This window comes from Exiguobacterium sp. E17S (assembly GCF_057772545.1).
In genome coordinates this window covers 43,743-58,987 of record NZ_JBYLRU010000003.1, presented here as the reverse complement: position 1 = coordinate 58,987, position 15,245 = coordinate 43,743, and the positions used below count along the sequence as shown (strand labels likewise).

18 protein-coding genes are annotated in these 15,245 nt (G+C 46.8%); 8 read left to right on the top strand and 10 right to left on the bottom strand.

Annotation, left to right across the window (positions count from 1 at the left end):
* Positions 1-53: 53 nt before the first annotated feature.
* Positions 54-908, top strand: coding sequence for a LysR family transcriptional regulator (locus AC3B4V_RS11140; protein WP_214857784.1), 855 nt, complete (start codon positions 54-56; stop codon positions 906-908).
* Here the strand turns inward: AC3B4V_RS11140 and AC3B4V_RS11135 are convergent.
* The gene (locus AC3B4V_RS11135) at positions 896-1,531 is read right to left on the bottom strand and encodes a hypothetical protein (RefSeq protein WP_488378436.1); all 636 of its coding nucleotides are present in this window, start codon (positions 1,529-1,531) and stop codon (positions 896-898) included. The genes AC3B4V_RS11140 and AC3B4V_RS11135 overlap by 13 nt on opposite strands.
* Before the next feature lie 118 nt (positions 1,532-1,649).
* Here AC3B4V_RS11135 and AC3B4V_RS11130 point away from each other — a divergent pair, with 118 nt between their 5' ends.
* Entirely contained in the window at positions 1,650-2,417 is a 768-nt protein-coding gene (locus AC3B4V_RS11130; RefSeq protein WP_214857787.1) for an SDR family NAD(P)-dependent oxidoreductase, read from the top strand.
* A gap of 63 nt (positions 2,418-2,480) precedes the next feature.
* Positions 2,481-3,278: an SDR family NAD(P)-dependent oxidoreductase gene (locus tag AC3B4V_RS11125; RefSeq protein WP_488378435.1), complete on the top strand. Its 798-nt coding sequence runs from the start codon at positions 2,481-2,483 to the stop codon at positions 3,276-3,278.
* 37 nt (positions 3,279-3,315) lie between these two features.
* Here AC3B4V_RS11125 and AC3B4V_RS11120 read toward each other — a convergent pair whose 3' ends face one another.
* A complete protein-coding gene (locus AC3B4V_RS11120) occupies positions 3,316-4,563 on the bottom strand; it encodes a polysaccharide deacetylase family protein (protein ID WP_488378434.1) in 1,248 nt (415 codons plus the stop codon).
* 194 nt (positions 4,564-4,757) lie between these two features.
* On the opposite strand from AC3B4V_RS11120, the gene AC3B4V_RS11115 reads away from it, so the two are divergent.
* Both AC3B4V_RS11115 and AC3B4V_RS11110 read left to right on the top strand, forming a co-directional pair.
* Complete coding sequence (locus AC3B4V_RS11115; protein ID WP_488378433.1) at positions 4,758-6,173, top strand: NAD-dependent succinate-semialdehyde dehydrogenase; 1,416 nt, start codon at positions 4,758-4,760, stop codon at positions 6,171-6,173.
* Between the two features lie 157 nt (positions 6,174-6,330).
* Positions 6,331-6,786 carry an NUDIX hydrolase gene (locus AC3B4V_RS11110; protein ID WP_488378432.1) on the top strand — a complete coding sequence of 152 codons (456 nt, stop codon included), beginning with the start codon at positions 6,331-6,333 and terminating at the stop codon, positions 6,784-6,786.
* Between the two features lie 12 nt (positions 6,787-6,798).
* Here the strand turns inward: AC3B4V_RS11110 and AC3B4V_RS11105 are convergent, their stop codons facing one another.
* Positions 6,799-7,218, bottom strand: a complete 420-nt coding sequence (locus AC3B4V_RS11105) for a carboxymuconolactone decarboxylase family protein (RefSeq protein WP_488378431.1) — start codon at positions 7,216-7,218, stop codon at positions 6,799-6,801.
* Positions 7,219-7,338: 120 nt separating this feature from the next.
* Between AC3B4V_RS11105 and AC3B4V_RS11100 the strand changes: the two genes are divergently transcribed.
* On the top strand, positions 7,339-7,770 hold the full coding sequence (locus AC3B4V_RS11100) for an Lrp/AsnC family transcriptional regulator (protein ID WP_488378430.1): 432 nt from the start codon (positions 7,339-7,341) through the stop codon (positions 7,768-7,770).
* 52 nt (positions 7,771-7,822) lie between these two features.
* On the opposite strand, the gene AC3B4V_RS11095 is transcribed toward AC3B4V_RS11100, so the two are convergent.
* Both AC3B4V_RS11095 and AC3B4V_RS11090 read right to left on the bottom strand, forming a co-directional pair.
* Entirely contained in the window at positions 7,823-9,838 is a 2,016-nt protein-coding gene (locus AC3B4V_RS11095) for a Na+/H+ antiporter (RefSeq protein WP_373951102.1), read from the bottom strand.
* A gap of 56 nt (positions 9,839-9,894) precedes the next feature.
* The gene (locus AC3B4V_RS11090; RefSeq protein WP_488378429.1) at positions 9,895-10,803 is read right to left on the bottom strand and encodes a helix-turn-helix transcriptional regulator; all 909 of its coding nucleotides are present in this window, start codon (positions 10,801-10,803) and stop codon (positions 9,895-9,897) included.
* A gap of 83 nt (positions 10,804-10,886) precedes the next feature.
* On the opposite strand from AC3B4V_RS11090, the gene AC3B4V_RS11085 reads away from it, so the two are divergent.
* Positions 10,887-11,411, top strand: coding sequence for a dihydrofolate reductase family protein (locus tag AC3B4V_RS11085; protein WP_488378428.1), 525 nt, complete (start codon positions 10,887-10,889; stop codon positions 11,409-11,411).
* A 49-nt stretch (positions 11,412-11,460) separates the two neighbouring features.
* Here AC3B4V_RS11085 and AC3B4V_RS11080 read toward each other — a convergent pair whose 3' ends face one another.
* From AC3B4V_RS11080 to AC3B4V_RS11070, 3 genes are read right to left on the bottom strand one after another with little or no spacing between them, the layout of a single operon-like run.
* Complete coding sequence (locus tag AC3B4V_RS11080; RefSeq protein ID WP_488378427.1) at positions 11,461-12,681, bottom strand: cation:proton antiporter; 1,221 nt, start codon at positions 12,679-12,681, stop codon at positions 11,461-11,463.
* A 3-nt stretch (positions 12,682-12,684) separates the two neighbouring features.
* Positions 12,685-13,185: a cation:proton antiporter regulatory subunit gene (locus AC3B4V_RS11075; RefSeq protein WP_023468484.1), complete on the bottom strand. Its 501-nt coding sequence runs from the start codon at positions 13,183-13,185 to the stop codon at positions 12,685-12,687.
* A 17-nt stretch (positions 13,186-13,202) separates the two neighbouring features.
* Positions 13,203-13,427: an AbrB/MazE/SpoVT family DNA-binding domain-containing protein gene (locus tag AC3B4V_RS11070; protein ID WP_488378607.1), complete on the bottom strand. Its 225-nt coding sequence runs from the start codon at positions 13,425-13,427 to the stop codon at positions 13,203-13,205.
* Between the two features lie 248 nt (positions 13,428-13,675).
* Between AC3B4V_RS11070 and AC3B4V_RS11065 the strand changes: the two genes are divergently transcribed.
* Positions 13,676-13,981 carry a hypothetical protein gene (locus AC3B4V_RS11065; RefSeq protein WP_488378426.1) on the top strand — a complete coding sequence of 102 codons (306 nt, stop codon included), beginning with the start codon at positions 13,676-13,678 and terminating at the stop codon, positions 13,979-13,981.
* On the opposite strand, the gene AC3B4V_RS11060 is transcribed toward AC3B4V_RS11065, so the two are convergent.
* The gene (locus AC3B4V_RS11060) at positions 13,964-14,587 is read right to left on the bottom strand and encodes a zinc dependent phospholipase C family protein (RefSeq protein WP_488378425.1); all 624 of its coding nucleotides are present in this window, start codon (positions 14,585-14,587) and stop codon (positions 13,964-13,966) included. The two genes, AC3B4V_RS11065 and AC3B4V_RS11060, sit on opposite strands and share 18 nt — an antisense overlap.
* A gap of 3 nt (positions 14,588-14,590) precedes the next feature.
* Positions 14,591-15,160 carry a GNAT family N-acetyltransferase gene (locus AC3B4V_RS11055; protein WP_488378424.1) on the bottom strand — a complete coding sequence of 190 codons (570 nt, stop codon included), beginning with the start codon at positions 15,158-15,160 and terminating at the stop codon, positions 14,591-14,593.
* Positions 15,161-15,245: the final 85 nt, after the last annotated feature.

Sequence of the window (15,245 nt, the reverse complement as noted above, 5' to 3'; positions counted from 1 at the left end):
TGCGTTCAAATGGCGTACGTTCTAAACAACCTGTATGAAAAGAGCGTGAACCAATGAAGACCGAATGGATGGAAGCATTCCTCGTCACCGCGGAGACCGGCAGCCTGACGAAAGCAAGCGAAGTACTGCATATGACGCAACCGGCGTTAAGTAAACAAATCAAAAGTCTTGAGAGTGCACTCGACGTCTCGCTGTTACACCGTTCGGCACATGGTGTCACGTTGACGACAGCTGGCGAAATTGTCTTTGAAGAGAGTCGCGAACTGCTTGACCGGATCGATCAGATGAAACGGCGGATCGGTACGATCGACGAACGAACGACCCTGACGCTCGGATCATGGCCAAGCGTCGCGATGACGTATCTCCCGCGTCACGTCTCGCGTCAAGCGACGGCACCGGATCTCAAATTAAAGACGGCGCATACGACGATCGATTTGATGCAAGGTCTTGAAGAACGCCGATATGATGCTGTCTTACTCGACGATCGTCACCATGTCCATCCTTATCATACGACCCATTTGTATACGGAGAACTTTTTGCTTTACGTCCATCAAGACGACGAACGATTCACAGGCTGTACGTCTGTAGCGTTTGATCAAATTCGTGACGCCTCTTTCTTATCGCTTCCGATCGATTGCGATTCGACGAACATCCTAAAGGACGCGTTCATCGAGCGAGGTGCCGTCTACCAAGCAGAAAACGAGATGGAATTCGGTTCAAGCGTCCTCGGTTTCATCCGTGCAGGGCTCGGTATTGCCCTGTTGCCGGAGATTTTCCAAGACGGACTATCCCCAGAAATCAAGACGTTACCGGTCGACGGGTTTGATGTCGTCCGTGAATTGTCACTCGTCTCACGGGACGCCTCTCATCATGCGATTCTGCTTGATTTACTTGGTCAGTCGCGCTGAAGGTGCACTTGTAGTTCATGCCTCAGCCCATCGACTTGATCTTGTGAAATCGCCGAATCCGGTGTGTCACCGTACCGGACGAGATGGTAGATCGATGGATCAAGCGTGACATCAATCCGTTGTAACCATTCGCCGACCGTCTCTTCGGAGCGGCGGCGTTTTTGTCGTGTCAGTTGCCGATCGAACGTTTGTAACAGACGGCGAATCTCTGACTCTGATTCTTCACCAACAAGTGTTTGTCGGATCGAACGATTTTGGGAAAACACCGGTGGCGGGTCCATTAAATCGTCGATTACAGCCTCTCGTCTGCGTCGTTTTCGTAAACGCTTCAAGAAGTAACGTACACTGAAGAGGACAATCAGTAGTATTACAAGACTGACGACACCGTAAAAGGTAGCAACACCTAAAGTATCCCCATCCTCCCCGCTGCTCTGTATCTCATTTTTCGGTTTTTTCTCTACTTTTGGTTTAATGTTCGTTTCTTCACCATCGTTCGTCATAAAGCGCATTTCATAAGATGCCGGTTCATAAAAGAAATAACGGTAAACTTCCGTACCGACCAATTGAATCGCAGCAAGGCTTACGAGTGCTATACATAATGTCACAACTAACCCACGCTTCATCCTATCCCTCCTTTTCAATATTTTACCATCTCCACTCTACCTCGGAGTGATTTTTCTTTCTTTTCAGTCAATTTTTCATTAGAGTTAGTGGTGACTCTCATTAAAAGGACGTGACATCATGTATCTTCCAAGTTTTTCGTTAACCGATCAGACGTTTCTTATCACAGGAGCTGGTCGAGGCATTGGACGCGCGCTCGCCATCGGGATGGCAGAAGCCGGTGCGAACATCATTCTCGTCGCCCGGACGGAACGGGATTTGAAGGAGACGGCACAAGAAATCGAACGACTCGGTCGAACAGCTTACATCTTTCCGTGCGACATCACTGACCGGAAACAAGTCGTCGAGACGGTAGCTCGTGCCTACGAACAAGTACCGCAGATTGATGGGCTCGTCAACAACGCTGGAATGAACATTCGCTCGAAGGCCCTTGATGTAACAGAAGACGAGTGGGAAACGATCCAACAGACGAATTTGAAATCCGCCTTCTTCTTCGCTCAAGAAATTGGGAAACGGATGCAGGAGACAGGTGGAAGCATTCTGAACATCGCCTCGGTTGCTGGTCACGTCGCCTTACGGACCGGCGTCGTGTATGCGACGACGAAAGCGGCAATGATTCAGATGACGAAAGTTCTGGCGCTTGAATGGGGACCACAAAACATTCGTGTCAATGCGATCGGACCGTGGTATTTTAAGACACCATTAACGGAACCATTACTGAAAGATCCTACATACTTGCAGGACATCGTTGACGTGACACCGCTCGGTCGGGTCGGTGAATTAGAAGAACTGGTTGGACCAGCTGTCTTCTTATCGTCTGCTGCAGCCCGTTACGTGACCGGACAAACGCTTTATGTCGATGGTGGGATGACGATTAAAGGTTTTTGAAGACAGAAGAAGACGGATGCGCATCTGCCCATCCGTCTTCTCGTATCTGAAAGGAGTTTCATCATGTCAAAACGGATTGCACTCGTCGCTGGCGCCTCGCGTGGTGCCGGACGTGGCATCGCTTATGCCTTGGGTGACGCTGGAACGATTGTCTACGTCACAGGACGGAGTACGAATGAACAGACAACGGATCAACGAAGCGAAACGATCGTAGAGACAGCTGCTGGTGTCACAGCACGCGGCGGACTTGGCATTCCCGTCGTTTGTGACCATACGAATCAAATGGACATCGATCGTCTGATTCAGCAGATTCAGCACCAACATGGTCGAATCGATCTCCTCGTCAATTGTGTGTTCGGTGGTTCGGAAAGCCACTTACCGTCTGGAACTGGACGACGGTTTTGGGAGCGACCACCGGAACATTGGGACGCGATGATGTCTGCCGGACCAAAAGCGTATTTGTGGACGATTCGGGCTGCGATGCCCTTGCTACAACAAAGTCCAGCTGCGCTCGTCATCAATTTGACGTCATTCACTCCAGATCAGGTGGCCGGAAACCTCTATTATGATTTGGCGATGCAAACGATTAATCGAATGACACACGTCATGGCGCAGGAGTTAGCTCAGACGACCATTTCTGTCATCGCGCTGTGCCCCGGTTTCATGCGAACGGAACGGGTCGTCGATGCTGGATTCGCGAGTGCTGCGACTGAATCGACGACCTATATCGGACGAGCCGTTACAGCGCTGATGGCGGATGACGATGTTAGCCGTTATTCTGGACAAGCCCTCTTCGTTGCCGATCTCGCGAAGACCTATCACTTTACGGATCAGGACGGGACGCAGCCACTACCGTTTTAATTTCTTTACCCGATGGATTCAACTAGTTTTCAATCACTCACTTCCGTTCCGGTCGCGCTGGATCAAAGACCTCTTTTGCATCAAAGAATGGATCGAGGACGCTCGTCTTTCCAGCAACGGCTTGACGTAAACGAATCCCATCAACGTTGATTCGAGCTTGGCGGAAGTAGTCGGGTCCAACTTGTTTCCACGCATGTTGACTCGCATCAACATTGAAGAAATAACGGAAACCGCTATCGATGAGCAAACGATATTTCTCACCCGAATACTCATGCCAATCCCCGACATCACTGCCATATGGATAAATCAGTTGCGTCGTTTTTCCGATCAGCGGAGCAACGTCCTGTTTGTAGCGTTTAAGATCCGCGCGGATCGTCGCGACTGATTCTTTTCCAACCCAAATATGTCCGTACGTATGACTCGCGAACTGCCAGCCGTCCTCTTTTAATGCGATGGCGGTCTGTTTCGCTTGTTTTCGTGCCGTTTCGACCTGTTTATTGTGTCCATATTGATTGTAGGAGGAACGATACCCGAGCACCCCGTTATAACCTGTGATACCGAGCAACCCTTTTGCTCCTTTATAGGAAAAGTCAGGATGCGACTGGACGAACGCATCGACGATTGGTACGAGATCATAGGCACCATCCGGCTTTCCAACCATTGCGTTGACGATTTTGCCGTCCTTCACTTTTAAATTCTTCGCAAATCCATCGCCTTTCATGTATTCGTAATAATTGACGTCATCTTGCGAGAGCACGAGCGGGTGTTTTCCTTTTGGTAAACGGACAGGTGTTTCAACGATCTTCCCGTTCATCTCTTTTGCTAAGTCTGTTGGTCGGACGAGTACGTAGTTGTTTTTGTACAACGCATCCAAGATCCGTTCGAACTCCTGTTGCGTCACCATGTAATCATCGTACCCCGCTTCCTTCCGGTCGCCGTCAAATGCTTGTTTTGGATCAGCAATCAATGAATGGAAGAAGAGATGCGGCACAGGTTTTTTCACAGGCAGGAGCGCCTGCTTTTTCTGTTCATATTCTTCCGTTTTCTGTTTCGTCTCTTTTGTGCGCACGGGTTTTAACACCTTAATCGCCCGGTCATAATCGTACTGGGCAGCGTAACGATCCGCACGCTGCAGCGTCTTTTCTATGTATGCTTGTTGCGAAGCTTGTCTTTTTTGCTGTGTCTCGCGTGGTTTGTCCGACTTTTTATCAACGACTTCTTTTTCTCCACATCCACTTAGTAGAAGGCTCAGCGTCACACCGCCAATGATCCAGTTCCGTTTCATTTCTTTCGACCCCTTTATCAATTTTGACATTTTGATTCCCCATTTATTGTATCTGTTCCCGATTATTCAGTCGATTAACTATTTTATTGAGTCATTCCGTTTCGTTATGACGGTCCATCCAAAGCGGAACTTCCGCTCACTCGTCTTGAGGTGTTTAATAAAGAACGTAATGAAATTCACGGAGGTGCAACAAGATGATTGAAAAGAACTTAATCAATGGTGAATGGTACGATACAACAGAAACGATTCCGGTCTATGACCCAGCAACAAAAACGTTACTCGGACATGTTCCGGCCAGCACAGCGGAAGACGCACAACGTTCCGTTGACGCAGCGAGCGAAGCATTCGTCAAGTGGTCAAACGAAACAGCAGACACACGTGCAAATCTAGTCGATGCCTGGTATCGCTTGATCAACGAACACCGTGAGGAACTCGCCCGGATCATGACGACAGAACAAGGGAAACCGTACGTCGAAGCACTCGGTGAAGTCGATTACGGCAATCAATACGTCCGTTGGTACGCTGAAGAAGCACGCCGGATTTACGGTGAAACGATTCCGGCTTCTGTTCCAGGAAAACGACTCTTCGTCGAAAAAGAACCAGTCGGTGTCGTCGCAGCGATCACACCATGGAACTTCCCAGCAGCGATGATCACACGCAAACTTGCTCCTGCTCTTGCAGCGGGTTGTACGATTGTCCTTAAACCATCGGAAGAAACACCGTTTACGGCACTTCGCCTCGTTGAATTAGCAGAAGAAGCTGGTATCCCTAAAGGAGTTATCAACGTCCTAACAGGTGATGCAGCAACAATCAGTGGCGTCTGGCAAGCCGATTCCCGTGTCCGGAAGATCACGTTCACAGGTTCAACAGCCGTCGGGAAACTGATTATGCGTCAAGCAGCCGATACGATGAAAAAATTGTCACTTGAACTCGGTGGTCACGCACCCTTCATCGTCACGGAAAACGCAGACCTCGATAAAGCCGTTGAAGGCGCGATGCGCTCGAAATTCCGGAACGGTGGACAAGCGTGTGTCGCGACGAACCGCTTCTATGTGCAAGCATCTGTCCTTGATGCATTCACGGAAAAATTCACAGCAGCTGTCAAACAACTACAAGTCGGGAACGGGATGGACGCTGACTCGACAGTTGGTCCATTGATCAATGCGAAAGCCGTCGCAAAAGTCAAAGCACATATCGATGACGCTGTCGCAAAAGGAGCAACGATCTTGACTGGTGGTACGATTGACGAATCTGTCGGCTACTTTGTCACTCCAACCGTGCTTGCGAATGTCACTGAAGATATGCTCTGTATGCAGGAAGAGACGTTTGGTCCGCTCGCACCGATCTCTGTCTTTGAGACGCTTGATGAAGTCATCGAACGGGCGAACAATACACCTTACGGACTGGCAGCTTACGCGTTCTCTGAACGCATCGATGAAGCATTGATGCTCGGAAAACGACTCGAATACGGGATTGTCGGGCTGAACGATGGCGCACCATCTGCTGCACAAGCTCCATTTGGTGGCTATAAAGAGAGTGGTCTTGGTCGTGAAGGTGGCGTCTACGGCATCGAAGATTATCTCGAAGTCAAATACTTGTCGCTCGGTTAATCCATCAGACATTTCGTTTGAAACGAACCATCTTTATTCATAGGTAACCCCTCATTTCTAAATCGAAATGAGGGGTTTTTGTACGGCTGATGCTTATATACTATTTTGTAAGGTATGATTGAATTCAAATGATTATACGAAAAGGAGTGATTAAACAATGGATGTCATCACATTCGGGCAGAGACAACAGAACCAACACTACATCACGAGACTTGCTGTTTATGCGGTCATGCGCGACCCTCAAACAGGTAAAATCGCCGTCATTCAAAAAAAGGACGGTATGTTGTTTCTTCCAGGTGGCGGTATCGAGACCTATGAGACGTATGAAGACTGTCTTACAAGAGAGGTACTAGAAGAAACGGGGATGGACGTCGAACTCGGTGATTTCATCGGACGAGCCAATCAATATTTCTATTCAAAAAATGAAACGACATATTATTTGAATGAAGGGCAGTTCTATCGTTGCGATGCTAAGCAGAAAGTACAAAATCCGATTGAGGATGATCATGTCTTACGATGGGTCGACCCGGTTGAAGCAATCGAACATCTATTTCATGAACATCAAAGATGGGCTGTTCAGAATGCACTAAAGAAAAAATATGAAAGTGTGTAGAAAAAAGTAAAATCAGGGACTATCAATTGGCTGTAAATTCATGATTGCTCCAAAATATTGAGATGCTGTACAAAACGTAATGAACGCACATAACTCGCTGATTTCTTGAGCAGTAAATGTTTCTTTCATCAATGAAAATATGGAATCAGGAATATTCCCCTTTACCGTTAAAAAGAGATCTGCAAATCCAATAGCTAAAATCATTTTTTCATCCATGATGTTCTTCTTCGGCTTTCCTTTAGCCTTACAATAGGCACATCCATTTGATTGTGCCAATGTTCTTCGAACTTGTTCTTTCAAATCTGAACTTAAGATTCCTTCTTCAACCAAGTCTCTTTCAAGCATCGTCCAACTATTTAAGATTTTGGTGTTGTGACCTAATAATTTCTGAAACGGTGTTTCTCCTATTTGGGATAAAGGTATTTTTGTCATGCTCCTCACTCCTTCTACAGAATATTTTATATAATAATCAAGTATCCTTGCATTTCATTTGATACATTTGACGATAAAATACTTACTATTCAACATTTTATTTCGGAGGAGGATTTACAATTGAAAATTGACATAATTGATCGACAAATTTTAAATGAATTAGCTCAAGATAGTCGATTATCGATGCGTTCATTAGCAAAACGAGTTAATTTATCTGCTCCCTCAGTAACAGAGCGTGTCCGACAAATGGAATCTTTTGGACTCATTCAAAAATACAGTTTAAAAATCGATTACGAAAAGTTAGGGTCTCCTATTGAATGCTTAGTAGAAGCAAGCATTAAAGAAGGACGCTACGATACATTTAAAAATCACATACAGCAACTTACTAACGTTGACTTTTGTTATCGAATATCTGGTGATTCTTGCTTCATGCTAAAATTACATTTCCAAACGTTTCAAGAGGCAGAATTTTTTATAGAACAAATCCATCCATATGCCCATACAGTTACTCGCTTTATTTTTTCGGAAGTTGGCACTCAAGTCGTGATATAAAAAAAGACAAGAAGAGCATTTGAAGTTTGCTCTTCTTGTCTTTTGATAAATATTATTCAACGTATTCGTACAACACGACACTCTCGATGTAGTGAATGAAGCGGCGTAGTTCCTTCTCCTCTTCGTTCGAGAGATCCCCTTCTTTCGACATATTCGCGATTTCAAGACGCTGAACTTCGATCGCTTTCAAGCAAAGTTCTTCTTTTTGCTGATCGACGTCCTTGCCACCGATTGGTGACGACCAACGCGTATGTTTGAAGCGAAGTCGTTTATAGAATTCCAACACGCTTTGAACTACGTCTGGTGGGTACGATGAGCGGCAATTCTCGAGACGTTCGATCACTGTGCCCATTACCTTTTCATACAGTTCATGCTCGACTTGTGTCATTTGAATCAACGCATCAGACGACATGTTCGATCGTTTCCGTTTCCACCAGAGTTTACGGATCGGTTGGACGATTTGGAAACGTGAATCCTTGCCGATCGCCTTACGACGATTTTCGATTGAGCGGAAAACGTCCTTCTTCAACAGATCCGGCACCTTGTGCTCGGCGACGAAGCGCTTCGATTCTTCCTTTTCCCACTGGACGGCTTCAAGACGTAGGGCTTTTAATTGGTCATTGAACTGGTTTAGTTCTTCCTGACTTTTCTCTTGCGCTCGCAGTAATCGAAGCATGACATGATACTCATTAAGAAGATCAAACGCAACGACTGCATTGTCTTCGTCCGTCACTTGTTTGATCTCTGAGATCGCCCGGCGAATCATCCGTTGTTTTTGGGCATTCAGGTCGAGTGCGATCGGCGTTGCCGCCTCACCACGGTTCAATACCGGTAAGAGAATTGTTGCGAGAACGAGCGTATAGATGATGACACCCGCTGCAAGGAAGATGATCAACGAGCGTTCCGGGAAGGCTTCACCGGACTCCGTCAGGAACGGTAAAGATAACACCCCGACCATCGTGATCGTTCCGCGAACCCCGACTAGTGTCGTGATCAAATCTTGTTTGAAGGACGGTCGACGGTGCTCCCGGTCCTCTTTTTTGAAGAACCGATGATCAAACCAATTGAAGAACATCGTCCAGACGAGACGGATCACGAGAATGAATGAACCGATTTCGATGACATATAACATGAGACGCCAGTTGTTGATCGCGTCATCTGCGAAAATCTCGCGTGTCGCTTCTGGCAACGTCAAACCAAGCAATAAGAAAATGATCCCGTTTAGCGTATACGCAATCATCGTCCAAATGTTATCCGTCAACGTCTGCTCTTGTGCAAAGAACGTTTCTGTCCGTTCTTTGATCAAGGCATGCAAGATACCACCTGTGACAACGGCGATGACGCCTGACGCGTGAAACCCTTCTTCGGCGATGAAGAAGATGATGAATGGCGTCAAAATTTGCAGCAAGGCATAAAAGACAACGTCTTCAATGCCGGCGCGACGCAAACGAACCTTGAGAAAGTTCATGGCGAGTGAAATCGTCAATCCGATCACCGCTCCGACGATGAACATGTAGAAGAACTCAGTCGTCGCACTTTGAAGCGAGAAGTACCCCGTGACGACAGCAGCAACCGCATAACTAAACGCAACGAGTCCCGATGCGTCATTAATCAACGATTCTCCGCGAACGAGCGTCAGAATCTGTTCTGGAATCTGGACACGTTTCGCGATCCCGTTGACGGCAATCGGATCCGTCGGCGATAAAATTGCAGCCAAAGCAAACGCAGCAGCGACTGGAATGACCGGAATCAACCAGTTGATGAAGTACCCTCCGACGATCGTCGTCAACAAGACGAGGATGATTGCGTTCCCGAAGATCGCTGTCCGCATCCGCCATAAATCTTCTCGTGGGAAGTGAGAACTATCGTTATAAAGTAATGGCGCAATGAATAAGAGGAGGAACCACTCGGATTCGACCTCGATCGTCAAACCACTCATTAGGAGAGCGGCGACGGTTCCGGCAATGATTTGAATCAATGCCGTTGGGATGAAACGGATGTAATGTCCGATGACTTGCGTCAATAAGATGAGGGCAAGCATCAATAAAATCAATGATAGTGTTTCCATGGAAGACCCCTTCCTCTATTGTTTCTTTCTACCTATATCCTAACATAGTTTTTTAATCAATCCTGTCCGAGCGCCTTATCGGACCGCTGCACAGCAATCATTTCTTCTGCTTGCTGAATTAATTGCTCCCTAAGTTCGAGTGGTTCAAGGACTCGCACTTCCGGACCCAGTCGCATCAATTGGCGTCCGAGATACGGCAGTTCGGTTTCCGGAACCAACCATGTTCGTTCAGGTTGTGATGGCAAAATCCCCTCTAGCAATCGTTCGCCTAATGGTGATACTTCCAGTTTCACCGTCGTCATCGGTAGACGTGTCATATCTTGTTCCAAATCTGAAAAAGTTAACTCGGTTGCTGGCAACTCATGAAGCGTCACGTCTTTGATCCGATCAACACGGAACTGGCGATACCCTCGATTCGTCTGTCCATAGAAGTACCAGCGATTCTGTTCGAACGATAAACCAATCGGATCTACGACGATCATGCGTCGTCCTTTTGTCGTCTCATAGAGAATATTCCCCATCCGTCCGCTCTCTAACAAGTCGAGTAACGCAGGATTTTGCGGCGACGGTGGTGTATCAACCGCTTGAAAGCGAAAGCGGTCTTTCCATTTTACGATCTGTTGCTCCGTCATTTTCGGTAACTCGTTCGCATAGCGTTCAGCGACTTCCTGACGAATCGTTCCGAATGGAAAATCAGGAATCTGACTAATCCATTCCAGAAGGATGAAGAAGACAATCGTCTCTTCATCCGTCAAAACGAGTGGCGGCATGTTCCGATGTGGCAACATCCGGTACCCCCCTGCTACGCCAGGTTCGCTATAGATTGGATAACCATTTGCTTCAAGTACCGTCATGTCTCGTTGAATCGTCCGGATCGACACCTGACATTCTTCCGCGAGCATCCGTGCAGAGAAGTGTTCGCCCCGGTTTAACAAGCGTACTAAACGCCATTGTCTCGTATTCATACAGTTCCTCCTATAATGACGACATCTTTTGTCGTCATTATACGCTAAGATGAAGTCACACGATGCAAAAGGAGGAATTATGGATGTCACAACCTACGACCGTTCTTTATATCGCTTGTAGTCTTGACGGGAAAATTGCCAGACTCGATGGTTCACTTGATTGGTTATTTACCGTTGCCGGAGACGGGGATAATGGTTATCAAGCGTTCTATGATCAAGTCGGTGCCGTCATCATGGGACGAAAAACATATGATGAAGTCCTACAACTCAGCGAGACATACCCTTACGCAGATATTCCGAGTTATATCTATAGCCGGACGCAACGAACGTCTGAGACGGTCACCTATACGGATGAACCGCTCGATCAACTGCTTGACCGGATTTCGCCAACGATCGAAGGTAACGTTTGGCTGATCGGTGGTGGCGAGTTGATTCAAGAAGCGTTGCGCTTAAAGCGCATCCGCTCGATTGAACTGGCGATCGCCCCTGTCATCCTTGGAACAGGTATCCCGCTGTTTCCGGAAGGGACGAATGAAACGAATCTTCGTTTGACAGCGAGTCGCCATTCGGGACAATTCCTGATGGCGACGTATGAAGTCTTGACTTAAACAACAACAACCGGTTCGGGAAAGCGAACCGGTTGTTCGTTTATATCAGTCAGGCATTTTTCTTCGTCTTTTTCACTTTTGGTTCCGTCCACTTGAAGATTTTATTCATGACGTTGTAAATCCGTTTTGATTCCTTCGTCATCAATGGTCCGAGAATGGCGAGAATCAAGACATACAAAGCAGAGAATGGTGACAAGATATCCATCAATCCACCGGCGATTCCGAGATTCGCGACGATGATCGAGAACTCCCCGCGCGAGACGATCGTCAAGCCGATGTTCGAGGATGCTTTGTGTGACAAACCTGCTTTACGCCCCGCAATCATACCAGCCACGTAGTTCCCGATGATCGTGATGACGACGGCACCGAGTGCGAGCCAGACGGCGTCAAGTAACATCGTCGGATCGATGCTCAATCCGAAACTGAAGAAGAAGATCGCACCGAAGAAATCACGGAATGGTACGACGAGATGTTCGATCCGCTCTCCTTGATCGGTTTCCGAGAAGACGAGACCGAGTAACAACGCCCCGATCGCTTCTGCAACATGAATCGTTTCCGAGAATCCGGCGATGAAGAACAAGGCAGCAAAGACGACGATGATGAAGACTTCATCCGAGGCAATCTTCAGCATCTTATTCAAAAGCGGTGTTGCCTTCCGAGCGACGATGAAGAACAACAACATATAGCCGAGGGCGATCAAGATCGATGTGAGGGATGCGAGTAATGTCGTCCCACCACCGAGAAGCAGTCCCGATAAGACCGACAAGTAGACAGCGAGGAAAATGTCCTCGAACATGATGATTCCAAGAATCAGCTCCGTCTCCGTGTTACCGGTCCGGCGGAGATCAACGAGGACTTTCGCCACGATCGCACTCGAGGAGATCGTAATGATTCCGGCGATGACGAGTACTTCATAGAGTGGGAATCCGGCGATGAATCCGTATAAGAGACCACCGGTAAAGTTAATCGATAAATAAATCGTTCCACTCGTGACAATCGATTTTCCGGACCGGATCAACTTACCGATCGAAAACTCGAGTCCGAGATAGAATAAGAGGAACAGGACACCGATTCGTCCGAGGAAACTGATGAACTCAGCACTTTCAATGAACTTGAAGTCTAGTATCCCGATTGTCGGAGCGTGCGGTCCAACAATCATCCCGAGAATGATTAGAAACGGGATGATCGAGAAATTGAGTCTGTTCGCGAGCACTGCCGCGATCGCCACTAAGATAAGCGCGGTACCGACTTCAAATATGAGATGATCCATATATTATCCGCCTCCTTCGATTGAGAATAATGCTTTCGTGATGTGACGGACATTTTGACGTTCTCCTGACAGGACAATCGTGTCACCGGCTTCAAGGCGCGTTTCCGGTCCTGGATTGAGCGATTTTGAACGGTCATGCTTGAGCACCGCAATGATCGAGATGTCATATTGGTTACGGACATCGAGTTCACCGATCGTTCGATTGTTGACCTTTGAATCTTGACCGACTTTAAACCACTCGATGACGAGATCATCAAACGCCAGTTCGATTTTCTCAAGATCCTTCGGCTTATAGGATAATCCCCCGAGAATTCCTGCCATCTGACGGGCTTCTGCGTCATTGAACGTCACGCTCGAGATGCTCTCATCAAAATCATCGTCATCGTAGTGATGCATCTCGCGTCGTCCATCATCATGGACGATGACGACCACCTTATCTCCTCGTGTCGTGATGCCTTCGAACTTCCGTCCGATTCCTGGTAAATCTACTTCGCGCATATCCATCTGTTATTTCCTCCTTTTTATTTTTTACAATGATGATTCGCTTTGTGGATGAGCGTCTTGAACGTCTCATCGCTCAATATATCTTGAAGGTCATGCAGCTGTTTCAAATCCGCTTTCGCCATGATGACAAACCCGTCCTCCTCAATGAATGCCACGCGATCTCCTTCCTCCACTTGCAAGGCCTGCCGAATTTTTTTTGGGATGGTGATCTGTCCTTTTGACGTTAACTTTGATAGCTCCATCACGAACTTCCTTCTTTCTGTGTTTTTTCTTGTATTCCTTACTTCCTTACTTTTCTTATTTCCAATATAGCATACATTTAAACTTATTCCGAGTATTTTGCTTTGAATTAAAATTAAAAAATCGATTTTCTTTTTGTTCAACCATATTCATACGATTATTTTCAAGACATCTTACAATAAACATAGAAAAACGCATCCTAGTCTAAATGGATGCGTTCTTTGTCTTATTGTTATTTGGAGGTGATTTTATGTCGCAATTATTTTTAATTGCGTTTGTAATCTATATTTTATCGTTGAACGTGGCAGCGATCTACCTTGTCTATAAACGAATCGTACCAGCTGTAGTCGCCGGCTTAACAATTCTCTTCTTGATTCCAACCGTCAGTTGGACCGTCATGGTACTTTTTGTATTCGCTTTATTCGTTACACCAGTCATGGATTGGTTTGAAGGTTTAGAAAGTTTGATTAACTTGATGTGGATTGGTCTGCTGAACGGATGTTGTTACATCTTATTCGGAACCGTTAGATGGATCATTTCAATGATTCGGAGTTGATTCTTTGGCTGGATTAATCTTTAGCCCTTTTTCACCTAGGTGATGGATGGACCGTTCAATCGCTGTTTCGATGTATCCGTCCAATTGATGCGGCAACAAGATATCATATTCTTGTGGCAGAACGGTTCGTCGATCTTCCTCTACTTCTCTAATGAAATGCGGAAGTGCTTTCCATCTCGACTGCACACTGACTTCATGAAGCGCTCCGTTGATCGCTTGTTCATTCCAGTTCACGAACGGAGCAATGCGTGTACTGTACCGCCTAAAGTCATCATGATATCTTGAACCGATTGAGGCGTCGGCTATGATCGCTTGCCGCAACCAGGTCATATAAAAGCCGCGTAACCAAATATCGTCCGCTATCAGATGGACGTAATAGCCACTTCGAAAAGATGGATCCCAAGACGTCGAGTCTCTCCAAAATGCTTCGTAGTCAATTGTTCGTGTCCCGTTCGCTAATTCACCCGTATAATAGTGGGCTTGCTCCTTCTCGTCATAGCGCGCATCAGGAGCGATCGTACCGAGAAGAAATCGAGCGGGGTCTAGTTCCGGAAGTAACGTAATCAATCGTTGTCCGATGTAGGCATGCATCAGTCGTGAACCCATCGCTTACTTCCCTTCGTAATCGCTACGCGTGATCGCGTAAATTTTTAAGTCCCAGAAACGCTCTTTAACGAATAAAGCACTCCGCGAGATCCCTTCAAACGTCATACCGATCTTTTCCATGACACGAGCAGATCCATCATTCGCAACAAAACAACGGGCTTGAATGCGCTCGAGTCCGAGTGTCTCAAAACCGTACTGTACGAGACGCGCTGCTGCTTCCGGCATCAAACCCTTCCCCCAGTAATCGCGCGACAGCGCATAACCAAGTTCTGCTTGCTGTTGCTCAAACGAGACTTTGATGAAATCAATCGTTCCGATGACTCGTCCGCTCGTTTTGTCTTCGATTGCCCATGGTGCCGGATTCCCTTGTTCGTATTGACGAAGGATGTAATCGACGAATTGCTCAGAGTCCTTGAGGCTTTTATGCGCATGCCAGCTGACATAACGCGCCGTCTCTTCATCTTTCGTGTAGGCATAGATATCTGCTGCATCTTCTGTGCGAACTGGTCGTAAACGGAGTCGTTCCGTTTCAAGTACAGGCAATGCGTGATATAAATCGATGGTCGTTAGCATGATCGAACCCTTCTTCCTTTTATTTTTTCCAAGTATACCCACTCTTCCATAAAAAGTATAGAGATATACGAAAACGTTATCAGAA

Bases quoted from the DNA above. Each gene is read 5' to 3' on its own strand.
- AC3B4V_RS11140 (WP_214857784.1), top strand. From the start codon at position 54: ATGAAGACCGAATGGATGGAAGCATTCCTCGTCACCGCGGAGACCGGC.
- AC3B4V_RS11135 (WP_488378436.1), bottom strand. From the start codon at position 1,531: ATGAAGCGTGGGTTAGTTGTGACATTATGTATAGCACTCGTAAGCCTT.
- AC3B4V_RS11130 (WP_214857787.1), top strand. From the start codon at position 1,650: ATGTATCTTCCAAGTTTTTCGTTAACCGATCAGACGTTTCTTATCACA.
- AC3B4V_RS11125 (WP_488378435.1), top strand. From the start codon at position 2,481: ATGTCAAAACGGATTGCACTCGTCGCTGGCGCCTCGCGTGGTGCCGGA.
- AC3B4V_RS11120 (WP_488378434.1), bottom strand. From the start codon at position 4,563: ATGAAACGGAACTGGATCATTGGCGGTGTGACGCTGAGCCTTCTACTA.
- AC3B4V_RS11115 (WP_488378433.1), top strand. From the start codon at position 4,758: ATGATTGAAAAGAACTTAATCAATGGTGAATGGTACGATACAACAGAA.
- AC3B4V_RS11110 (WP_488378432.1), top strand. From the start codon at position 6,331: ATGGATGTCATCACATTCGGGCAGAGACAACAGAACCAACACTACATC.
- AC3B4V_RS11105 (WP_488378431.1), bottom strand. From the start codon at position 7,218: ATGACAAAAATACCTTTATCCCAAATAGGAGAAACACCGTTTCAGAAA.
- AC3B4V_RS11095 (WP_373951102.1), bottom strand. From the start codon at position 9,838: ATGGAAACACTATCATTGATTTTATTGATGCTTGCCCTCATCTTATTG.
- AC3B4V_RS11090 (WP_488378429.1), bottom strand. From the start codon at position 10,803: ATGAATACGAGACAATGGCGTTTAGTACGCTTGTTAAACCGGGGCGAA.
- AC3B4V_RS11085 (WP_488378428.1), top strand. From the start codon at position 10,887: ATGTCACAACCTACGACCGTTCTTTATATCGCTTGTAGTCTTGACGGG.
- AC3B4V_RS11080 (WP_488378427.1), bottom strand. From the start codon at position 12,681: ATGGATCATCTCATATTTGAAGTCGGTACCGCGCTTATCTTAGTGGCG.
- AC3B4V_RS11075 (WP_023468484.1), bottom strand. From the start codon at position 13,185: ATGGATATGCGCGAAGTAGATTTACCAGGAATCGGACGGAAGTTCGAA.
- AC3B4V_RS11070 (WP_488378607.1), bottom strand. From the start codon at position 13,427: ATGGAGCTATCAAAGTTAACGTCAAAAGGACAGATCACCATCCCAAAA.
- AC3B4V_RS11065 (WP_488378426.1), top strand. From the start codon at position 13,676: ATGTCGCAATTATTTTTAATTGCGTTTGTAATCTATATTTTATCGTTG.
- AC3B4V_RS11060 (WP_488378425.1), bottom strand. From the start codon at position 14,587: ATGGGTTCACGACTGATGCATGCCTACATCGGACAACGATTGATTACG.
- AC3B4V_RS11055 (WP_488378424.1), bottom strand. From the start codon at position 15,160: ATGCTAACGACCATCGATTTATATCACGCATTGCCTGTACTTGAAACG.